This window comes from Edaphobacter aggregans DSM 19364, assembly GCF_000745965.1.
Taxonomy (GTDB): domain Bacteria; phylum Acidobacteriota; class Terriglobia; order Terriglobales; family Acidobacteriaceae; genus Edaphobacter; species Edaphobacter aggregans.
Genome location: NZ_JQKI01000057.1, coordinates 16,286 through 38,693 on the forward strand (window position 1 = coordinate 16,286; position 22,408 = coordinate 38,693).

The 22,408-nt window shown below is 54.2% G+C and carries 9 protein-coding genes; 3 read left to right on the plus strand and 6 right to left on the minus strand.

Annotated features, from left to right (window positions below; all coding sequences use genetic code 11):
- Positions 1-14 precede the first annotated feature (14 nt).
- A complete protein-coding gene (locus tag Q363_RS19685; RefSeq protein WP_035353777.1) occupies positions 15-314 on the minus strand; it encodes an L-rhamnose mutarotase in 300 nt (99 codons plus the stop codon).
- Between the two features lie 395 nt (positions 315-709).
- Here Q363_RS19685 and Q363_RS19690 point away from each other — a divergent pair, with 395 nt between their 5' ends.
- From Q363_RS19690 to Q363_RS19700, 3 genes are all read left to right on the plus strand, one after another.
- Entirely contained in the window at positions 710-2,062 is a 1,353-nt protein-coding gene (locus Q363_RS19690) for a hypothetical protein (protein ID WP_157467204.1), read from the plus strand.
- A 367-nt stretch (positions 2,063-2,429) separates the two neighbouring features.
- Positions 2,430-7,250: an Ig-like domain repeat protein gene (locus Q363_RS38595; RefSeq protein WP_084080560.1), complete on the plus strand. Its 4,821-nt coding sequence runs from the start codon at positions 2,430-2,432 to the stop codon at positions 7,248-7,250.
- Between the two features lie 511 nt (positions 7,251-7,761).
- On the plus strand, positions 7,762-8,439 hold the full coding sequence (locus tag Q363_RS19700) for a hypothetical protein (protein ID WP_035353785.1): 678 nt from the start codon (positions 7,762-7,764) through the stop codon (positions 8,437-8,439).
- Positions 8,440-9,330: 891 nt separating this feature from the next.
- Here the strand turns inward: Q363_RS19700 and Q363_RS19705 are convergent.
- The 5 genes from Q363_RS19705 to Q363_RS19725 all read right to left on the minus strand — a co-directional run bounded on the left by Q363_RS19705 (position 9,331) and on the right by Q363_RS19725 (position 21,370).
- Positions 9,331-12,258, minus strand: coding sequence for a family 78 glycoside hydrolase catalytic domain (locus Q363_RS19705; RefSeq protein ID WP_169747049.1), 2,928 nt, complete (start codon positions 12,256-12,258; stop codon positions 9,331-9,333).
- Between the two features lie 35 nt (positions 12,259-12,293).
- Positions 12,294-12,635, minus strand: a complete 342-nt coding sequence (locus Q363_RS19710; RefSeq protein WP_035353787.1) for a hypothetical protein — start codon at positions 12,633-12,635, stop codon at positions 12,294-12,296.
- A 296-nt stretch (positions 12,636-12,931) separates the two neighbouring features.
- A complete protein-coding gene (locus Q363_RS19715; protein ID WP_051979029.1) occupies positions 12,932-14,665 on the minus strand; it encodes an alpha-amylase family glycosyl hydrolase in 1,734 nt (577 codons plus the stop codon).
- A 49-nt stretch (positions 14,666-14,714) separates the two neighbouring features.
- Positions 14,715-17,879, minus strand: a complete 3,165-nt coding sequence (locus tag Q363_RS38600; protein ID WP_157467207.1) for an FAD-dependent oxidoreductase — start codon at positions 17,877-17,879, stop codon at positions 14,715-14,717.
- A gap of 113 nt (positions 17,880-17,992) precedes the next feature.
- Complete coding sequence (locus Q363_RS19725; protein ID WP_169747050.1) at positions 17,993-21,370, minus strand: TonB-dependent receptor; 3,378 nt, start codon at positions 21,368-21,370, stop codon at positions 17,993-17,995.
- Positions 21,371-22,408: the final 1,038 nt, after the last annotated feature.

Genomic DNA, 22,408 nt, shown 5'->3' on the forward strand with positions numbered 1-22,408 from the left:
TTGGTCAACGATCGTCAGCGCGCGGTTAAATCACTCTCTTCGTCGACATTTTGGAAGCGACTCATCAGACGCTCCCACTCCATCACTGCGGGATTCGCTCGATCCATCGCAGCTTTATGGTCAAGAGTGAATGAATCTGTTGCGTCCATAATCATGAACAGCTGATTTCCTGCAATGAATATCTGCATGTCAAGAACCCCAGCATCACGAATGCCCTTGTGTATCTCTGGGCGTCCAGAGCGATGGAGTTCAATGTACTCCGCGATCAGTTCCGGATCTGGTCGTAGGTCGAGCGTGAAACAGAATCGTTGCATGGGTCTCCTCAGATTGCGTCCTCCCATCAAACTGTTGCCGCTTGGTATCGCCAATGTCAGCCACGGACATGTCACCAAGCTTGATTGAAACGATCACGACGAGCTGATCGTCGATCGACTCCCCTACAGGGTATCGTTCCAGTTCCTACTGTACTCACAGCCTAACCCACGGTCAGCGCGTCGGGGCCGGTTACTCAGTGATAACTAGTGTGCCGTATCGACAGTGCTCCGGAACAGATCGAGGACCTGTTGCAACAGGTTCAGAATTTTTCTGTTGACGAATCGAAGAACAAACGCCTACTGTTGAGGCGCCAAAAGCAAAGAGTGTTTCGTTCCATTGAGGGTAAGGGCGAAAGACGGTCTTGGCTGGGCAGCGAAGGGATACGATTTTTTCCGTGTCAGTATTGGCCGAAAATAGGGTTGAGCCAGAATCGAAGATTCCGGACGTTCGGCATTTGGAGGAGGTGCTCCAAAGCAAGTGCTTTGAGCGGGCAACGAGACTGCGCGCCCTGCTTCTCTATCTCTGGGAAAACCGGTACCAGGGCATAAGCGAGTATGCTATCGCGGTGGACGGTCTAGGCAGGAATCCGGATTTCGAATCAAAGATCGATGCTACAGTCCGCGTTCAAATTGCCAGGCTTCGCGTTCTTCTCAGGAGATATTACGAAGGGGAAGGGAGCCGCTTCACCACCAGGCTTGTTATTCCGCTCGGTACCCACCAAATTCAATTGGTTGAGGTGATGCCGGATGGCGAGGTTGTAGAGGGGTTGAAATCCAATCCTGGGACCCATCTGCGATGCGACACGAGCGGCGACGTAGTTCCCTCTGCGACTGTTTTCCCCACCCCCAGAGGGTGGTCCAGCCCTAATCGCTTTCTGGTTTCGGTGCTGGTCGCGGTCATTGTTCTGCTCCTCTCCTGTTTGAGTTGGCTACTCTTGATACCAAAGCGCCACGGTGGGAAGAACAGCGCATCAATGGATCAGGAACTGCCCCTTTTCTGGAAGGACCTTACAAACAATGGAAAGGCGACTCGCATTATCCTGCCTACTCCTATCTTTTTTGCATGGCGGCCAGACGGGGGCACCAGCACGTTGATAGCTCGCGACCTCTCGGTCAACGAGTCTACCAAGCTGGAAGACTCACCTCAGCTGGCGGATATGGAAAAGCGGTTTGGCAAACCGGTGGCCTGGCAGAATTACACCTTTGCTTCGGACACCTTCGCCGCACTTCGGCTTGAACGATTTCTCGACAGCTATGGGGTACAGACCTTGATCTCAAGCTCAGCGGAATCTCCCCATCAAATCATCGACTACGAGAATGTGGTTGCGTTCGGTACGACGTCGTCCCTGACTGCCTATCAGTCGGATCTCGATCGTCTCAGCTACAAGCTGGGATCGTATGAGAAGTATGTTATTGATAAGCGAATGCCAGCCGGAAGTCCTCGACAGTTCCCGTTGGACCAGGAGTCTGCTTCCAGGATGGTGACGCCGGGACTGATCGCGCTGTTGCCGCGACGGGCTTCTGGAAGCCGGATCCTACTGGTGCAAGGCGCGCAGACTACGGCGCTGATTTCGTATATGACCTCTGAAACCGGCATGAGGGAGATTACGCAGGCCGAGGCAGAGCATGGTCACAACCCATTCTTTGAAGCAGTCGTGCTATCTGAGGTAAACGGGGAAAATCCGATTCAGAGCCGACTGGTAGCATTCCGGCCTTTGGCGCAGCAGGACTCCACGCCGGCAAAATAGATGCCGCCCTCAATCTTCAAAAACCTACAGCATACGCGACGTCAGCCCCTCTCTTGTTGCGGCAATTCTTCGCATATTCTCGGTGGGTCGTACGATCAACCAGCAAACTAGGACTACCGCAGATGGCGACAGAGTTGCCGGCTTTGGGCTGACACTTTCATGCGGAGGTTGTTCTCCTGGGAGATTTCGGGTTCTCGAAGCTAGCGGCGGCTCGCCTTGTGTCGCAACGAATAATGCTTCGTCGTCTCCATCTCGAGTCGACATCCATCTGGTTGAAACTAACAGGTAACAGCGTAACATTTACGCCTGGAGACTGGGCAACAGATCGTTTCACGTGCAATCTTCGGCTCGATAGGAAGGTATACAAATGAAACGACTACTTATCATCCTGCTCATGTTTGCGGGTGTAGCACGCGCCACCGTTCTAACGTTTACCGCAAATAATGTCACCGTTCACTATGGGGATGACATCCCGCCTCTGACGTGGACAAATTCCGGATTCGCGGGGACTGATACTTGGTCTAATGCAGTAACTAGTGGATATCCTTCCTGTACCACGACATACACGAGTTCGTCGGCAGTGGGTACTTACCCCGTAACCTGCTCGGCTGGATCGCTTGTAGCAAACGGATCGTATACGTTCTCCTTCGTTTCCGGGACAATCACGGTAGAGGCTGCGACGGGAATGGGTGCGGCAACGGTTACCGTACCGCTTCAGCCTTCGGGGATGATGCAGAATATGACCGTCGCTAATTCATCATGCTCTGCTCTTGTCGGTGATGGGGTTACGGACAACACGGCTGCGTTCAATTGTTTTCTGAATACGGGACGTGGGACTAGCTGCATTACCTATGGTGCGCATCCGAAGCAGTTCTATCTTCCCAGTGGCGTTTATCTCGTATCGGGAACGCTGAATTTCTGCGGCAGCGCCATTGCGATTACGGGAGACGGGTGGAATAAGTCAATCGTAAAACTAGCTTCGGCATCTCCGGGATTCTCTGGTACTCCCTTGCCCTTCATATACTTCCTCGGCGGGCTGGCAAATGGGGCAAATAACAATGGCTTTAACGAGCACTTTGAGAATATCGGGGTAGAGGTTGGTCCGGGAAATCCCAGTACAAGGGCTGTTGAGTTTATCGGTAATAACTTCAATGCGGTAAGGAATGTGAAGGTATGGTTTGACGATTCCCAGGGGGAGTCTGCTTTCAATGTGGATCGGGCGTTCCCCGGGCAAACCCTATTCAAGAATATAGCGGGATATGGCGGTTCATATTGCTTCAAAGCAACGGCAGAGTTGGAGTACAACTCGGTTATCTACAATCTCACATGCGAAAATCAGACAACAGCTGGCGTTATTACTGGAGGATACAACCTAGAATCCAGCAACTACTTCTCCGTCAATTCCGTACCCGCGTGGACTAATAATAGCGGAGCTGAAGTATTGCTAGGTGCTGAGTTGATCGGGGGTGGATCGGCAAATACAGCCATCACCAACGGATCGAACGGGACATTCTACACGCGTGACGTTACTCCCGCTGGATATCTTCATACGATGATGGATTCTAACGGGAACACTACGAACGATGGCGCAATCACGGAGCATTGGTCGGGAACAGCGGGGAGTCTTTTCCCTTCAGGGACTCCCACCGGAATCATAATCCCGAACTCTCCCGACACCCCCCTTGCAAGTGACCCCGCTCCGTCTACGTGGTGCGCTCTTGGGCCTGATCCTACGACTTGGACTGGAACTCTGGCTAGTTGCGCAGCAACTACGGCGTATGTTCCGGTGTCCTGCAACTATCCCGGAAACACGACCGACTGTTCTCAGATAGCCACCCAGACTGGATACTATAGCCCAACAACCAAGGGGACAATCAATGTAACGGTCCCCGGAAACATCAATCACATCATGGGCAACAACTACACCACGGCTGGGGCGGTAATCAACTGGGTCATTGGTGGATCATCATCTAACCCTCCGATAATCCTTGATCATTTCAACAGTACGATTAACCAGCCAATCGTATCCCATGCCAGCTCCCGCACGCTTGTATTTGAGGATTCAGGGCTTTCTTACAACTGCTCTGCCGGGGCGGGTAATGTGTTCTTTGAGGATGCACAACTTAGCGTTACCAGCTTTTGCACTGGACAGTCCATCTATGCTCGCGGGTTAGACGATGAGGCTGAGGGGCAGATACTTGGAGTAACGAGTGTAGGTTATGTTTCCGCAACCCACACCCTTACGCTTACGCTCGCTGTTGATCCCGGAATGACGATTGGATCGTACGTATACTTCGTGGGAATCTCGCCTGCAACCTGGCTTAGTTCTACTCCAGCGGTTGTAACTGGTATTTCTGGCAGCACGGTTACAGCTACATGGTATGGAACTCATGCCGATTATCCTCCAACGGCGCAGACGGCTGGTAACTACCGCGTGCAATTCGACAAGGTAACCGGCACTGGGATCAACCTGTGGGCTTTGGGGTGGAAGTCTGAGAAGGCCGGCACAGACCTGAATATCGTCAACGGAAATGTTGAAATTGATGGGTTCTTTCAATATCCGATAAGGTCTTCACCTCCTGGATGGGCTGGATTTAAGTTCACCGACACCAACTACTTTATCACCGGGCAGTCATATTTCGGAGGTGGCAGTCAGAGACAGTATTTCGCAACGGAGACTCGTTCCGGGGTTACGCTTAGCCTAAATAACCCTGCCTACGGGACTAGCAACAGCGCCAACCTGAACATGCTGTATTCCACTGGTTCTGCTTCGGCGGCGGTACCACCGATGTTCAGTCCCGCGGCTGGAACCTACCCCACAACACAGACGGTGACCATCAGCACCACAACTCCGTCAGCCACCATCTACTACACAACCAACGGAACGACACCAACGACGAACTCGACGGTCTACTCGAGCCCAATCACTGTCTCCACCACAGAAACAGTCCAGGCAATCGCTACGGCGTCCGGCTACTCGACCAGCGCCGTTGGATCGGCGGCCTACACCATCACTTCGGTAGCGGCGACTCCCACGTTCAGCCCAGCGGGCGGAACTTACAGCTCGGCGCAGATGGTGACGATCAGCACGACGACACCTTCGGCGACGATTTACTACACGACCAACGGGACAACACCTACGACAAGCTCGACGGTTTATTCGGGTCCAGTTGCCGTCTCCGCAAGCGAGACGGTGAAGGCCATCGCCACCGCGAGCGGTTATACTGCCAGCGCCGTTGGATCGGCGGCATACACCATCATTTCCAGCTCCAGCTATCCGGTCACGGATGCGTTCAGCGGATCGGGCGCGCTGTCGGTCTACTGGACGAATACGACAGCTACTGGTTACGTGTCTCTGGTGCAGGCCAGTGGGACGGTCGTGCCCTCCGTTTCTGCAAAGCAGGGACTGGCGATCTATACAGGTATCGCGTTCACAAACGATCAGTATTCGCAGGTAAAGTTTGTGAATCATACCTCACACACTGATTCCACCGGTCCATGCGTTCACATGAATGCGGCGGGGAACGGTGTCTGCTGGATAGCAGATTCAGGAAAAATTTATGTGCTGACGGCAGGCGCGGGCGTCCAGAGCGTAGTGAACTGCGCATTACCCGCAAACGGCGACACATTACAACTTTCTGTCGTCGGATCGACCTATACCTGCACAGATGTCACCACGGGAGTCCATGCGTCTGGAACGAATACTACGTATTCCGTCGGCAACCCAGGCATCTTGGTGGATCAGAGACCTTCCACCAGCTATGCGTTGGAGCAATTCCAAGGCGATTGCGTCCCCTCTTGCGGCGCGAAACCGATCCTGACAGTAACGGCAGCGTCCCCGACGATCACGTATGGCCAGCCGTTGCCGGCATATACGGCAACCTACAGCGGCTTCGTGAGTGGGGACAGCGCGTCAATCCTGACCGGATCGCCCTCGTTCACGACTGTTCCGGCGATACCAAACGCTGCGGGGTCCTACCCCATCACCGTTGCGGCGGGCACCCTCAGCGCGCCGAATTACAGCCTCCAATTTGTGAACGGGACGCTGACCATTCAGCCGGCTGCAGTAACGGTGTCGCTCGCTGCAAATCCAAGTCCCGCCGCGCAGGGTAGAACAGAAACGCTTACAGCTACGGTGACCGGTCCAGGCCAGCCCGGAGGTCCTGTCGTCTTCACCTCGGGCGCAACCACGCTTTGTAAAGCAATACTCAATGAGTCCGGCGTGGCAACCTGCTCCTTCGTCCCTGCAACCTCTGGCACCGAGGCGATTACGGCACAGTATGGGGGAGACACAAACCACCTCTCCGGTTCCGCGGGCCTCGCATTGAATGTCTACGATCCGGCAATCGCACTCCAGTTATCCAGTACAGAGTTGGTTTATCCTGGTGCCACAAACGTCACTGTCTGCGTAACAGGAGATACGCCGACCGGAACCGTTCAGATTGAAGACGGTGCAACAGCTCTCACAACACAGCCTTTGCAGGGAAATGGCTGTGCCTACTGGTACATCTCGCCCGGCCTGGCTGCTGGCGTGCACACGTTGACGGCGGTGTACTCCGGCGATGGGAACAATGCCCCTGGCATATCGGGTCGGACAGCGGTGGATGTCAGACCGGTTCCGGTCAACATGGGAGTCTCCTGCTGGAATGCCTCCTTTTCTTACGGCGCCAACTATCAATGCACTGTCAACGTGAGTTCGAATGCTGGATCGGCGCAGGGTTCGATCAGTTACAGCTACGACGGCGGCACGCAGGTAGCTGTTCCGCTAAGTAATGGGAATGCCGGGTTCACCCTTATAAAGCCGGCCGCGGGCAACCACTCGGTTGTCATCGCCTACCCGCAACAGACCAACTACGGCGCGGCGGCCCAGACTCAAACCTTCACTGTGACACCGGCTCCTGTCGCTGTATCTCTCACGCCTTCGAGTTGGTACCTAACCATGGGAACAAGTCTGACGTTTTCGGCGTCGGTGACTTCTTGGAGTGCAGGGGCACCAAGTGGCAACGGCGCGATATCCTTTTATGACGGCAGTACACTGCTGGCGACAGTCGCGGTCGACAGCAACGGACAAGCCAGCTACACGACCTCTAACCTGACTGCCGGCAGTCATACCATCACGGCAACCTTTGGAGGGGGGACCGACTACGCTTCCGGATCAAGCAGCGTGACGATCACGATTGTGACATAGTCTTGCGACAAGCTGGGAAATCGCCAGCCTCTCTATATTCACCGTAACAGCCACTGGCAATACCTGCATCTATAACGCCTCCGGGTGCTCCGGCAGCGGCTCGGCGAAGGGCGTGAACGGTGAGACGCTCTCACCGGTGACTCTGAGCTACAGCGGCACAGGGATGTCGCGTACGGCCCATGGCTACGCCACCTCTGGTTGTCGGCACTTGCGCCGTGACCGCGAGTTTTGCCCTTAGCCAACTACACGTCGGACACTTCTGCTCCGGCCCCGATCGCCATCACTCCCGCACCGACGATGATTTCCAGCTTGCTTTACGGTCAGCCCGAACCCGCAGCAGTACAGCGACGCGATCAATATTTCAGCCACACCAATCTCGGCGCCTGGAATTGGCGACGATGTAAGCTTCTACCTCAACTACGGAACCGCCAGCCAACAACAGCTCGGTGCGACGCAGGCAGTCGGCCCGAACGGAACGGCCACCGTCCCCAATGTCACGCTGCTGGAGAGTGTGGCAGGATCGATAGCTCCCGGGGATCACAACGCAACTGCGATCTTCACGCCGATTGATTCCGTTGATTTTACCGGCAGCATCAACAAAGTTCCTCTGACCATCGTCAAGGAAGACGCTAACGTCACCTATACGGGGCAATACGTGCTCTACACGTCTTCGCCCAGCACTTACTCGGCGACTGCACCGTTAACCTTCACGGTCCAGGAGAGCAACGCGGTTCCCAATACGTTGGCCATCTATGATCTCAATCCGGGGGACATTCGCAACGCCCGCTACAAGATTCTGGTCGACGGCGTTGCCACATCTGAATGCAGCAATCTCCAGCCGTCACTCGTCACGGCTGACACTCGGGTGGGAACGATCGGCTGCATCTACACGTTCTCCTTCTCGAGTAGCCAGACCGGCATAGCACCCACGATCACGGTGTCGCCAGACACGAACAGCTACTATGCTGACAGCACGGGCGACACTGATTTCCCAATGTCCATCAACCTCCCTAACCAGACCAACTTAATCACAGGAGGCGGTTTGCTGGTGAACAGCGCCTCCGCGGGCGCCTACGCGGGGGATCCCGGTGTGAAGACCAACTTCGGTTTCAACGTGAAGTACAACAAGGGCGGCACGAACCTGCAGGGGAACGCCAACATCATCGTGCGCAGGAGCGGTCGACTCTAAGATTAAGAGCAACTCGATCCCCTCTCTCGGAGTCACCGATACTGCGCAGGGGGCTATGGTTCTTTTATCGCCAAGGCGAATATCCAGGACGTAACGGATCCGCTGAATCCAATCTCGGTCGAAGGAGACGACTCTCTGGCGATCTCCTTCCACGACAATGGAACGCCGGAACCAACGACACAATTGCTATCTCGGTCTACAAGGGAGGTATTCTCCGCTTGGCCAGTGACTGAGGACGGGACCACAACCGTCGAACAAAACCCTCGACGGGGGAGATCTGGCAGCACGCTAGCATCGGCTCAAGTGATGAAGGATTCAGTAGATATAGCGGAAGGCTCTACTGTTGGAAGGTGGTTTCGCTTGCAGTGTAGGTTCTTACTTCGGCCGAAGATCGAAGCGCCATCTGAATTCCGATTTCGCGCCGGTGTAAAGCCACCGAATACGCCAGCACACCATAATTCCAACTGGCGATAGGAGCAGCGCGATGATGTCAAATCCGGCGACAAGACGCAAAGCAAGCCGCCGCTGGCCCAGCGATCGTGGGTGCTTCCTCTTTTCCGGGCACTGCGCCGCTCCGACGTCAGCGTTGCCGGCGCCAGAACGGACCGCACCGCGTACTGCGACGCCATGCTAAATACATCACTCAACAGAGAACCTTTTGGAAGTTGCAGATAATCGATGTAGACCATCGGTTGGTACGGCGCACCCCAGATCCTTCTCCCTGGATTTCATCTTCCACCACACCGACGATCGTCATCACGGATTGACGCAATCCTTTAATTTTGTGACTCCATTTGCGAAACCTGACCTACATATTGGATACGTCCCCATCTGTGGGACAGTTTTCGGGATAAAGTGTCTTAAGATGTTTTCCGAGCCCGAGAATAGGTATCAGGGATTAGCGCCGAAGTGGTATTGGCCGGAACCTATATGTTTCGGTTTAGTACCGTTGTTTCCTGTAAGTGCTTTGGTGGCTTCTGCATCGTTTGGTGGAAATTCACTACCGCTGACAGGTTGTAGATCGCTTGGAAGATAAATTGTTGCCGTTGCACCGGGAGGAATAGAAACGCTGAGGGACCATTTGCCGTTGATGCGTTTCCAAGAACTCTTGATGGTTCCCAAGATGGACTGGAAGCTGGCCGATGCGCTCTGGATGTCTCCCACCATCGCGGGATGAATCGTGATCTGTTCCAGTGATGGCCGGCTCATGTCGAAATCAATGCCGGCGAGACCACGGTAGAACCACTCCTCTGCATGACCAAGCATAAAGTGGTTCTGTGAGCTGGAATGATTGGTATCCCAGGCTTCGGTAAGCGTCGTGGCGCCCTTTGCGAGCTGGTATCCGTAACTTGGAGGGTCAGTCCTCAAGAGCATGTCGTACAAGACGTCGGACCGACTGCCATCCGTTAGCGCCAGCACAACGTAGTGGAAGCCGATGTCCCCCGCTGTGACGTGGTTATTATTCTTGCGAATGTCTTTGACCAAATTGTCGAGAACGGCCTGGCGGCGATCCTCCGGGACAAGTCCCAAGGCAAGGGACATGGCATTTGCGGTCTGGCTACCACGGTCGTACTCGTTCGTTTCAGGGTGGAAGAGATTCCTGTTGAATGCCTCCTTAACTAACTGCGCTTCTGCTGTATCTTTGACGGCATCTGCTTCCCTCCCTAATAGCCGAGCTATACGCGCCAAGATGGTTAGGTCTTGAAAATAAATGGCTGTCGCGGTCAACCCTTTGGAGGTCAACTGGGATTCGCCTGGGAAACGTGGACCGATGTCATACCAATCCCCCAGCCCATAGTGCAGCATATTGCCCTGCGACTTGTCATGTAGATATTGAGCGTACCGTCGCATGTCATCATAGTGTTTTGCAAGGATGTCTTTGTCTGCATAGAACTGATACGCAGTCCAGGGGCTGAGGATGATCGCGCTTCCCCACTCTGGAGAGTCGCGGAAGTTTGTGTTCATTCCTTTGCTATCCACAAAGGCAACGTACTCCGGGGAGATTGCTGGGACGAAGCCGTTAGGTAATTGCGCCTCCGCCATATCGTCGGCCACTTTCTCATACAGCTTCAAGACGCCATAGTTGTACATGATGGAGGCTCCGGCGAGATACGTCTGCTCCAGCCAGCCCAGCTTCTCCCGCGTCGGGCAATCGGTCAGCACGCTGACCATATTGCTGAGGATAGCCATGTCGATTAGATTGTGGATTTGATCGAACAGAGCCACTGTCGACGAAAAGTTCCCGTTGACATGGACGGCATCATGGACAAATTTTCCCTCAAGGGACAGCAGGACGGGCTTGCCCCGAGAGGTGGGCCCACCTGATGTTGTCTCTACCTGTACGTACCGGAATCCGTAATAGCTGAAGCGTGGATGCCATTTCTCTATGCCAGAGCCTTTCAGCGTGTACGAAAAGAGAACACGGGCAGCAGGGTCTGCTCCGGCGTTCGCCTGCGTTACCATGCCGTGTCCATCGAGGAGTTCGCCGGGAATGAGCTTGACGATACTTCCAGGCTTGCCACGCACAGTGATAGCCGGCCATCCAGAGAAGTTCTGACCGAGGTCGTAAACCTGTATCCCGGGTCTGGGTTCCGTCACTTTCGTTGGATTGAAGCTCTGGACGACCTTGATGCTTGGGATGATACGCCCGGACAGTGCACGGCCGGGATTTGCGAGATCTCCATTTGGTCCCGCCACTTCGATTGCAGCCGTCCAACCGGATTCCTTAAAGCCTGGTGAGTCCCAGCCGGGCGGTATCTTGCGCGCATCATAGTCTTCGCCACCATAGATGGACGAGAAGGTGACCGGGCCCGAGGTGATCTTCCAGCTCCTGTCGCTCGCGACTATCGCTTCAGAGCCGTCGGTGTAGAGTACGTGCATTTGAAGGATCAGTTTCGGCTCGCCAAATGTACCAATGAACTTTGTGTAGCGCCCTTTCGTTTCGGGCACATCGTACATTCCTCTGCCAATCATGACGCCAAAGCTATTGCGGCCTTGTCGCAGCAGGGAGGTAAGATCATACGTATTATAAAGCACCGTCTTGCGATAGTTCGTCCAGCCTGGATTGAGTTCGGTGTCGGTTACATTCCTTCCGTTGAGGTGAAGCTCATACTGACCTAGCCCTGAAACATACACGATGGCCTTCTTGACTGGTTTATCGACGCGGAATTCGTGCCGGAAGATCGGGAGCGCCTGGGTCGAGTCAGTGTTCTTGCCATGGTGCTCGAGTGCCTCTGCCTGAATATACTGGTTTGGCCCGGCCGCAATCCACTTCGCAGACCAATCTGATGGATGAAGAAGGGCAGTCGTCCAAGACGCTGGCTCGCTCCATGCAGATCCCTTACCGGCCTGATCCCAGACACGCAGTTTCCAGCAATAGGTCGTGTGCGATTTAAGAGCGGAACCGGCGTAATGTACCTCAATAAAATTGCTGGAAGCGACGCGCCCAGAGTCCCAGACGTCAGCCTCATCTCGCGCCAGCATACTCTTGGACGATGCGACGAGAATACGATATGCGGATTGAGAAAGATCTCGTGCAGCGGGATTCGCCGCCTCCAGCGTCCAACTGAAACGTGGCGTTAGAGCGTCGAGGCCAATGGGACTATCGAGAGACTCAAGACGAAGATGCTGGGGAGCGATGCTGGAAGCTGTGACAGCGACCTGCGGCTCACCTGCAGCCACGGCAACTGGAGAAAATGCAAACCCCAAGACGAGCATCGCAATGGAAAACGGCCTTGAGCGTATTCTTTTGCAAATTACGACAAGCCTGGGAAGAAGCAGCTCAAAACCGTATCGAGCAAGGTTTTCCTCAATGTTCAATCGCCTGCACATGTCCCGAATCTCTCCTATTTTCCTCATCGAGCGCGTTCCGAACGCACCTTCTGCCGCCCGAGCAAATGAACTCCTTGTAAGCACCGCCAATACCCATTTGCCCAGCGGATCGGGCTTGTAATGGTTTGTATATTGGCCGAGTACGAGAGCCAGACCGTCCTACCGTCTTGAGAGATGAACTTTGAGTTTGCGAAGTAACCTTGTTCACCGAAGCTCCGCATGTAGACGACGAGCTTCCAGGGTCCAGTCAAGCTGCTCGATTCGAGAATGTAGATATTGAACTTCGAGCCCGTCGTTCCGCTATCCGTTGTGACCATCAGGTACTTCTTCGAAGGCACGTCATAAGGCATTGTGACCCACCCCATGTTGTTGTTCCAGTCTATGAGCGGTCTAAACTTTGAAAAGTCGCAGGCACATACGAGAGCAGTCATTGTCTGCCGGGAAAACATAGCGACTGCAGCCCTGCGGGTACCCGCGTCTTCAAGATTTCTTCCCGATGCGCTTTCACGAGGTCTCAATGCAGCACCACCAAGTCCGCATAGTAGCCGGACACAGCTTGACTTTCTCGTCTCGGCGATCTCCGCGTGGGCAGAAGTCTGAACACATTTTGGTAATCTTGCAGGTTCGAGCTTACCGTCCCCGGCGAGATATGGGACCGCACTTAATCCTCAGTTAAGAAAACACCAAATGATACTGGCTCCATCTCAAGGACTCCGCCGGTCAACTTGGCCTCCTGTACCAATAATGGAATATTTGCTTTAATACCTGACAGCAGAACATGTGAGGGTCTTGAACTTGGATTTACGGCAACGATCACGCGCTGTCTTCCGAAACTTCGCTCATAGACGAAGGGTACCTTATAACGTTCCGCATACAAGACCTTGAAATCACCAGTGTTGGAAAGAGCCGGTATATCTCGACGCAGTTGAAGCAACTTTCGAGTGAGTTTCAGCATGGAGTCAGGTGTTCTCTCTTGTGCCTCGACCGTGGGACGATCCGGATCCGGATCAATCGGAAGGTAGAGGTCTCCAGCGGGGGCCTCTGAAAAACCTGCGTTCCTGGCGGTAGACCATTGCATTGGCGTGCGCGAGCCTGCTCGCAGGCCGGCACGATTCGCGCCTTCCTTTTCCGGTGCCTGTTCAAGAAAGCGCATTCCGATCTCATCGCCGTAATACAGAAACGGTACTCCCGGCATTGTCAGCAGCATGGTAAACACGACTCGCACTTCTCTTTCCTCACGCCCCCATGTCAGCCGTGGAAAATCGTGATTGCCAGTCGGCAACGAGACATAACCGAAACCTCGCGTCGGCATGTAGTTCGCCATATAGTTTTCGACGAACCGGGTAGCATCTCCATTTCCAGACCTCTCAAAGAATGCATCCGGCTTGCGGCTCGGTCCATCTGGCTTGCTCCCAGGACCAACCAGGTCGATGTACGCTGGCTGTCCGAAGTGGAGTAGAAAATCTATATCGAAACCTGCTGGGATCGACGCGGCAGGGTGCCCCCACTCGGAAATGAGAACAGCTTCTGGATCATGCGCATGAAGCCACTTTCTGTTCTCCTTCCACAATTGGCGGATGCCCTCTCCATCTGGATCGTTGCGAATGATCGATGAGGCCATATCTACACGAAATCCATCCACCCCAAGTTGCAGCCAGAATTTCATTACCTGTCTTAGATTCTCCTGGACTACCCGACAAACAGGATCGTGCATGGAGCGTTGCCACGGCTTCGATGGGTCTGGCTTGAAATAGCCATAGTTCAATGCCGGCTGAAAAGAAAAGAAGTTAGAGAGGTAGTGCTCAGGGCGATGCCTCGACGTGAAACCTCCCGGCGGAGCGAAGGAGTTGGCCACCGCCTCGTCCGCGGGCATCCAAATATACCAATCACTGAACTCATTGGCATTGGCCTCCATCGATTGGCGAAACCATGGATGCTGTACCGAAGTATGACCCGCAACTAGGTCGAGACAGACTCTCATTCCGCGTCTGTGCGCTTCGATTGCTAGCACCCGGATATCATCGTTCGTTCCATACCGCGACGCAACGCGAAAGAAATCCGCGACATCATACCCCGCATCTCCAAACGGAGATTCGAACACTGGATTGAGCCATATTGAATTACATCCCAAAGATCGAATGTAGTCCAACTTCGAAATCAGGCCAATCAAATCACCAATGCCATCAGCATCGGAGTCATAGAAGCTCTGCGGATAAACTTGATAGAAGACAGCTGATTGCAGCCACGAGGGTTGTGCCAGGCCGTCGTCCGGGTCCGTCTCTAATGTCTCAAGCGCGGGGAGCGGCCATGTAAAGGCTTTGAGCTGCTTCGCACAGCTTGAAGCGAGGAGACAGGGCATCCTCTTGAGCAGATTTCTCCTGTTGATCAGATGCATGGATTTCCTGAAGTTGAAATTAATGAAGCAGTAGTTTGGCTCAAATTGACTATTCCCGCGTCGCGTCCTCGAAACCTATGCGAAAGGAATAGGCATATTTGCCGGGAGCTTCAGCCGGAACACTAATGTGCAAACCGTCTGATCGCTGTTGAAAGGTCAACGCCTTCGAATACCCCAGCAGGGTAACGCGATTTATATTGCGCGCGCCCGCAATGCCTTTCCTCAGCGATCCAATCACTGCCTCTCCGTTTGCAGGCCAAGCCATCTCGATGGCGTATAGATCGCTACCGTGGGTAGTAAACCGGAAATCCTGCGGCGTGTACTGCGCGGAGTCTGTATCGTGGAACGAGCCGGCCCTGGTCTCCGTAGGCCCCTCGCCAAATGATGTCCACGGGCGGGTACCGTAGATGGCATCTCCGTTTATCTTGAGCCAGCCGCCTACTTCGAGTAGCACCTTCTGCACTTCATCCGGAATTGTGCCATCCGCGCGCGGCCCGATATTCAACAGTAAATTGCCATTCTTGCTTACCACATCCGCCAGTTGGTGCACGATGAAGTCTGGAGTTTTAAAGGTATCGTTTTCAATATATCCCCAGGATTTATTGCTAACCGATGTATCGGTCTGCCATACAGTTGGCAAGATTGTAGAGGTCTGCCCTCGCTCGATGTCCAGTACGGCAGAGTGCTTTTCCATGTCAACCAACTTGTAATTGATAATGCCCACCGGACCGTACTTCGAAGATTCATTGTAGTAGTAGGCGGCAAACTCCGCGAGATATGGTCGCACAGACGGCTGACCGATCCACCAGTCGAAGAAGATGAGTTCTGGATGATATTTCTGCACAATCTCCGCATTGCGCGCCACCCAGTCCTGTGCATACGCGAGGCTTACATATGTCCAGTCCTCCGAAAGTGGATCAGTTATAGCTTGCTCCCTTACATGCGCGGGACCATAGAACGCCGCGTACTTCGGATCGTTGACATCGGAATCCTGTTTGCGTCCGCCCTCCATAAACCAGTCATGTTCGATTCGGTGCGATGACGCTCCGAAATGCAAACCCTCCGCACGTATCGCGGCAGCGAGCTCTCCATCTATGTCGCGTTTCGGCCCCATCTTCTTAGCAGTCCAATCAGACAGCTGACTGTCATACATTGCAAAGCCATCATGGTGCTCAAAAACCGGAACAACATAGCGAGCCCCCGCCGCCTTAAAAAGCCTAGCCCATGCTTGTGGATCGAATTTCTCGGCCTTGAACATGGGAATGAAATCTTTGTAGCCTAACGTAGTCAGCGGGCCATACGTGGAACGGTGATGTTTGTTCGCCTCGGAGCCTTCGATGTACATCTCACGCGGATACCACTCGTTGCCGAATGCTGGAACCGAGTACACACCCCAATGAATGAAAATTCCAAACTTCGCATCCTTGTACCATTCTGGCACCTCGTAATGAGAGAGCGACTGCCAGTCAGGCTGAAAAGGACCTATGGTGGATTCCTTAAGTACTGTCTCCAGGATTTCGTTGCGTTGTTTGTCGAATTTTGCGTTCGCTGTCTGCCACACCATGTCGACCGCTACGGCGTTTTCCTTTGCAGTAGCATGATCCTGCGGAGGTGTTTGCGCAGCGAAAGGCAAAGACAAGACTGCCCGCTCCTCCAGCAGGCGCTTCTGCAACTCCGGAATCGGGATCTCCCCGACCGGCAGAATATGGCGCACTGCGATTGCTGCTGCGACGCCTGCTGCCTGCCCGATGATCATATATTGCGGCTCCATGCGAATGGTGGAATACGCCACATGGCTTGCCGAGAAACAAACGGGAACGAGAAGATTGCCGGCCTCGCCGCCTTTGGGGAGGATCATTCGGTAAGGAATTTGGTATGGCTCTGTCGCGTCAGACATTTCCCCTTCGTTCTCAACCGCACCGTCCGGAGTGGGAATTCTTTCCACATGATGCGAATCGCTCGGATAAGAACCCATCCCAATCGAGTCTGGCTTAGCAAGATTGTGCTCAATATCGTCTTGCGTCATTACATACCTTCCCACCATGCGGCGACTTTCGCGAATGTAAAGTTGCCAGGGCCAGTTATGGTTGTCGGTAAATTCATCTTTCGCAAGGCCATATTCATTGACCTCGTTGCGGAGAGGCGCAGGAACGCTCGGATCATTGGCCAGAAAATAGAAGAAGCCTGCGTCGTAGTTATAGTGATCCTTCCATATCTCTGCCTGACGCTTGTAATCGGCTGTTGGATAGTCCCAGTTTGCACCAATATGGTCCGTGGAAAATCCGCCGAAGTTGTTGATGTCGAACTTATGGCCCTTCAGCGGCGAGACGATCATCATCTCGCGCATCGCCGGCGGATGGCCTTTTGCCTCAGTGAGCGCCGTTATGAGACGCTTCAGCAGTTCATATCGATGCGGGTTGTAGTTGTCAGGCTTGGGATACGGAATTTTGTCTTCTTTATTGTTGGTCAAACACATTCTGAAGCCGTACGCCTGTACCTTCTTATCCCCCTGTCCTATTTTCCCTTTAGGCCCGAGAGATACCTCAGGCAGCAGGGATCCACTGGCGGTATAGGGAGAAACGCGAACATTGAAATGGTGATCCGGCCTCTGCTTGCCGCGTACTCCGGCGAACGATTCTCCGTAGTCAGATGTGCTCTCCCGTCCCCAGGTATAAGCCACTCCGGCCTGAGCCATCAAATCACCTTCATAAGTGGTATCTGCGAATACCTTAGCGCTCAGGATTTCTCCATCCATCAGCGTGATAGCGGCGATTATGTCCCCATTTTTCGTAACGCCGGTCTTTTCGCGTAGCCTCTGATCGAAGATCGTCGTGACCTTCGCCTCGCGCAACATGTCGTTGAAGACCTCCTCGGCAACGTGCGGTTCAAAGTTCCATTCAATAGGCTGGTTGTAGTGGTGGCCCACCCGCTCGAAGAACTCTCTCGATATTCCACCGATCACCTCCTGCCTTCCCACATCGGATAAGCTGAGGCCTCCCGAGACCATGCCCCCGACGTGATGCCCAGGATCGACCAAAGCCACATGCAGGCCTTCACGGGCCGCAGCAACCGCTGTTGCTACGCCGCTGGCGGTCGCGCCGTAGACAACGAGATCGAAAGGTTTGGGATTCACCGCATAGAGTTCCAAGGGCAAAAGCAACGGCCCGGCAATCATAAAGAATAGGAAAACTTTCAGCCGTGCAGCTCGGTTCATGATTCTCCTCAGGTATGACCGACGGCCAAACCCTGTGTCCGGGCAATGCCGTGGGTGTCTTGTTAGTAGGGACGATGTTTTGTAAGGCGGTTTGCGCGCCGGATACAGGATCACTACCAGCCCAAGTGCATACCAAGCTGGATACTTCGTGGATCGAGCGCGCTGTTGATGGTACCGAATAGAGAGTTCGTATTCACGCCGCTGGAATTTGGAGAAAAGCCAGTATTCGGCATGCCGAGCTGGGGGTGGTTGAACACGTTGAATACTTCTGCTCTGCACTGCAGAATCACGTTCTCCCGGAGCCTGAAATTCTTGGTGAGCGATGCGTTAGCGTTGGTGTAATTCGGCCCGCGGGTTGCCGGCAGTGTTCTCGGCGCATTTCCAAGCGTGTAATCGGCGGGTTTTGCAAATGCGTTGGTATTAAACCACTGCTTTACACTTCGCTTCGAAGCGGACAGCGTCGGATTACCCGCGAGGTTCGGATAAGGAGTACCAGTGAAGTTATTCGAGCCAGTGATAGTTAATGGAAACCCGGTCTGCCAAGCCATAAGGCCATTCAACTGCCATCCACCGATGGCGAGATAGCGCCACCCATGCGAGTTCTCTCCAAAAGGCAGCTGCCATACGCCGCTGACGGCCAGGTTCTGAGATACATCGTTGCTATCGAGCGAACGGTCAAGATGGGGGTTATAGCGGCCGATTCTGAAGGCGCCATCGATGCTTTCGCCACTGTCGCTCGAGCTGGAATCGTCGATCAGCTTGCTTTTGGTGTACGACACCAGGATGGTCAGCCCATGCGAATAACGATGCTCTGCAGTTGCCTCCAGGCCGTGCCAGATACTGTTGGCACCATGACGGGCAAGAGTAGTAATGCTTTGATAATCAGGTAGCGGAAGCAACGCCTGGCTCTGGCTGATCGTAGGGCCCGATAGGGGACCGGTCGAGATTTGGCCAAAGAATGGATTGGGGACCTGGTTCTGCAGCTTCGAGCCGTAGGTGGCCCAATAACTTGGGTCGAGCTGGTTGTACGCGTAGTTCCCACCCAAAAGCCTGACACCGTGACTACCTACATATCCTGCTGAAACGGTCCACTGTCCGGGCAGTGCGCGCTGCACGGTCAGATTCCACTGTATGACGTAGGGAACAGTCGTATCGTGCTCCTGGAAGTAAACGCTTTGTCCCCGATACGCCGTAGGCCCTCCGGCTGCGCCAATCGGAGCAATCAACGAGGATGGTCCCTGGTTGAACTGGAAAGCAGCGTACGGTCCGGATGAAGAGAAGGTATTCGTCGCGGAAAAGCCGATCGCAGTGTTGTTGGTCTGATGAATGTCAGCCGACTCCACGGGGTTGTAGATCATGGCGCCACCCCCACGCACAACCGTACGAGAGTTAGGGGAGTACGCAAATCCAAACCGGGGCGCGAAATAGGGGTAGCCGTAGTGTACGTAGCTTCTCGGCGCCGTGACGCCGGCATAGACCATCTCTCCGAGCATGCCGGTTTCCGGATTGATCACTGTCGGGTCGAAGGTCGAGAACATATTGTGCCGTTCGGTTGGCGGCCCGAAAAGCTCGTAACGAATGCCGATGTTGAATGTTAGATTGTTCCTGATCTTGTAGTCGTCCTGGGCATAGACACCCCCGGCCCACGAGTTCACGGAAAAGCCAGGGTTGATGGTCAGTTGCCCGCTTCCCACTTGTCCGAGCAGGAAGTCGGCAAATCCGAAGCCTGTGCCGCCCGACGCCTGCGGATTGGCGGTCTGCGCGCCGCTGAAGGTGAACTGACCGGAGGGATAGTTCTGCTGCTGCTGGTTGTAGCGCGAGATGTGGTCCTCAAAGCCAAATTTGAACGTGTGCTTGCCTCTCACCCAGGTTATGCCGTCCGCGAACTGAATCACAGTGCCGACGCGAACTCCGACAGAGGGTGGACTGGTGTTGCCGGTGCTGATCATGCCGGAGATCGCCACGGAAGGAAATTCAGTGTCGGGAATGATGGAAGGAAAGCCCAGTTGCCGTGGCCAGTCGCCACCTACGCTCGGCGCAAGATAGGTGAGATGCTGGCGCACGAAGCTTATCCTTAGCTCATTGAGAATGGTCGGCGAGAACGTGTGCGTCTCACCGATGGCCAAGTTGTAGTTCTTGCGAGTGTCATTGCGGGCCGAGGGATCAGAGATCCCGAGCCCGTTTCCAGGTGAGTGGGTTTCGTTCAGATTGCCCGCATAGCGAACGAAGACACTGTCGCTCGAGCTGATTCGATGGTCTCCGCGAATGGCAATGACATCCTGATCAATGGCCCCGGCGGCAGACGAAAAGAAATTGTTTGCGTTTGTATAAGGGTTCTGCGGAGTGACATTCGGAAGCGGAATGTATTTGAGCACGGCAAGCGAGAGCGGATCCATCCTGTTCGACTGAATGGCGTTGCCCATAAACTGGGTGCGGACGAAGCCATTGCCGGCCGGATTCGGTGCGGTCGAGTTCGGATCGTATATCGGAATCAAAGCGCCGGTGCTGGTATAGGTCTGCGAAAAGTCCCCCGAACGCTGTAGCTGCGTGGGCACGGTGCTGTAACTGAGGCTGGCGCTGCGCTGGTGCCACTGTTCATAGCCGAAGAAAAAGAAGGTTCTATCGTGCCCGTTATAGATCTTGGGAATCCACACAGGACCCCCGACTGTTCCGCCGAACTGGTTGTAACGCAGTTTTGGTTTTGCCGAACCCGTCGCTGCGTTCACTACCGCGAAGCGGTTGATGGCATTCAGAACATCGTTGCGAACAAATTCATATGCCGTTCCGTGCAGATCGTTGGTTCCGGTTTTGGTCGCGAGGTTGACGACTCCGCCCGAGGTCTGGCCAAACTCGGCCGGCAGGGTGTTCGTCATGACGCGGAACTCCGCGATGGAATCGACCATGGGGACGACTGAAACTTCATTGATCGTGGGAAGGGTGTCCATCGCGCCATCGAGCAGGAACTGGTTTCCGGTGGTTGAGCCGCCGTTTATTTTCAGCCGTGAAAAACCCTGGTTGCTGGCATCGGCAAATCCATTCGAGCTAAGGGAGGTCGTCTGAACTCCGGGAATCAGCAGTACCAGAGTGAAGGGCTGACGGCCATTCAGAGGAAGCTCGCGGATGCTATGCCCTCCCATCACGTTGCCGAGGGAGGACTCCTCAGTTTGTAGTGGCGGTTCTTCGGAGGTGACCGTGACCGTCTGGTTTGCTGCTCCGACAACTAGTCCTGCATCGATTCGAAGCCGTTGTGCCACGTCGAGTGTTGCCGAAGTTTGGTGAAAGGTCTGGAACCCCGGTGCGGTGACCGTGATCTCGTAGTTGCCGACGGGCAAGAGTGGGACCGTATAGGTGCCGTCCTGTAGACTCTGCGCCTTGTATGCCAAGTTGGTCGCCTGGTTCTGGACAACAATTTGCGCATTTGTGACGACTCTTCCGCTCGAATCGGTGACAGTTCCGGTAATCGTTCCGGTGGCGGTTTGTGCCCAGCTCATTACAAGGCCGAACATTCCGAACAAAACGAAAAGCAGCAGCAACGGCCTCAACCTTTGTACGGCGAAACGGTGGAGTTGCATTGACTATCTCCCCTTGTGATCCGGTTTTTTGTTCATGCAAAGATTGCACCTGAATTGTCCTTTGCACAGTCTCCAGCTGTAAATGTTACGCTGTTACCTTTTATTTTCAATAAGATAGATGTCAATTCGAGTAGGAAAACGACGAGCGTTGCTGTCCGAACTCACGGCAGAGATCCGAAACTGACATCTCCTCCTTTTGGTAGCTCGACAGAAACTGCAGGCGTTGATCCACGATACGGCTCACTTTCCAGGGCATACCGCATCATCGTGCGTAAGACCAAAGCTGTGGAACCATCGGGGTTCCGCTTCGCTGTAATGCATGTCTCCGGTCTGTTTTGTAAAGCATCTCCCCGGTATGCTCAGAAGCTCCGCCTCTGGCGCGCGCAAGAGGCACCCTAATCTTCCGCGCTTCGCTTGTGCAGACCTCCGCTTCGCAACGATTGTCAAGCCATGCGATCAGCAAGCGGATTCGTATATTGCGCTGCGCAATGCCCTTCGGGATACTCCAATAAAAGCTGCTGAAGTGTCAGTTAGCTCCCAACCTACTGCTTCACCCGCGAGACCGGCAAAACCACTTCCCTTGGGCAGCTCCATTGTTTTCGACGGCTTTACTCATTACGGCCAAAGCACGTTCATCTTTGACGGTGGCGAGGTTAGTAATTGGGGTTCAAAAGATGCTGATCTAGTACTGTGGCCGCATGTATAGGTAACCAATGTAGGCGCTTGTTGGGTTCTGGTGCTGGCTGTATATCTGGGGAGTGAGCAGAGGCATACGACTTCAGATTGAACTCAAGCAGCGAGATCGACAGCAGATCGATCAGTTGTTAGGAGGCGGGTTGCAGTCGGTACGCACGACATTGCGCGCCTTGGCCTTGCGTCAATTGGATCAGGGACAGTCCACGCCTGCGGTGGGAGCCAACCTGGGGCTTTCCGCCAAGGCGGTATGGCAGATCGGCA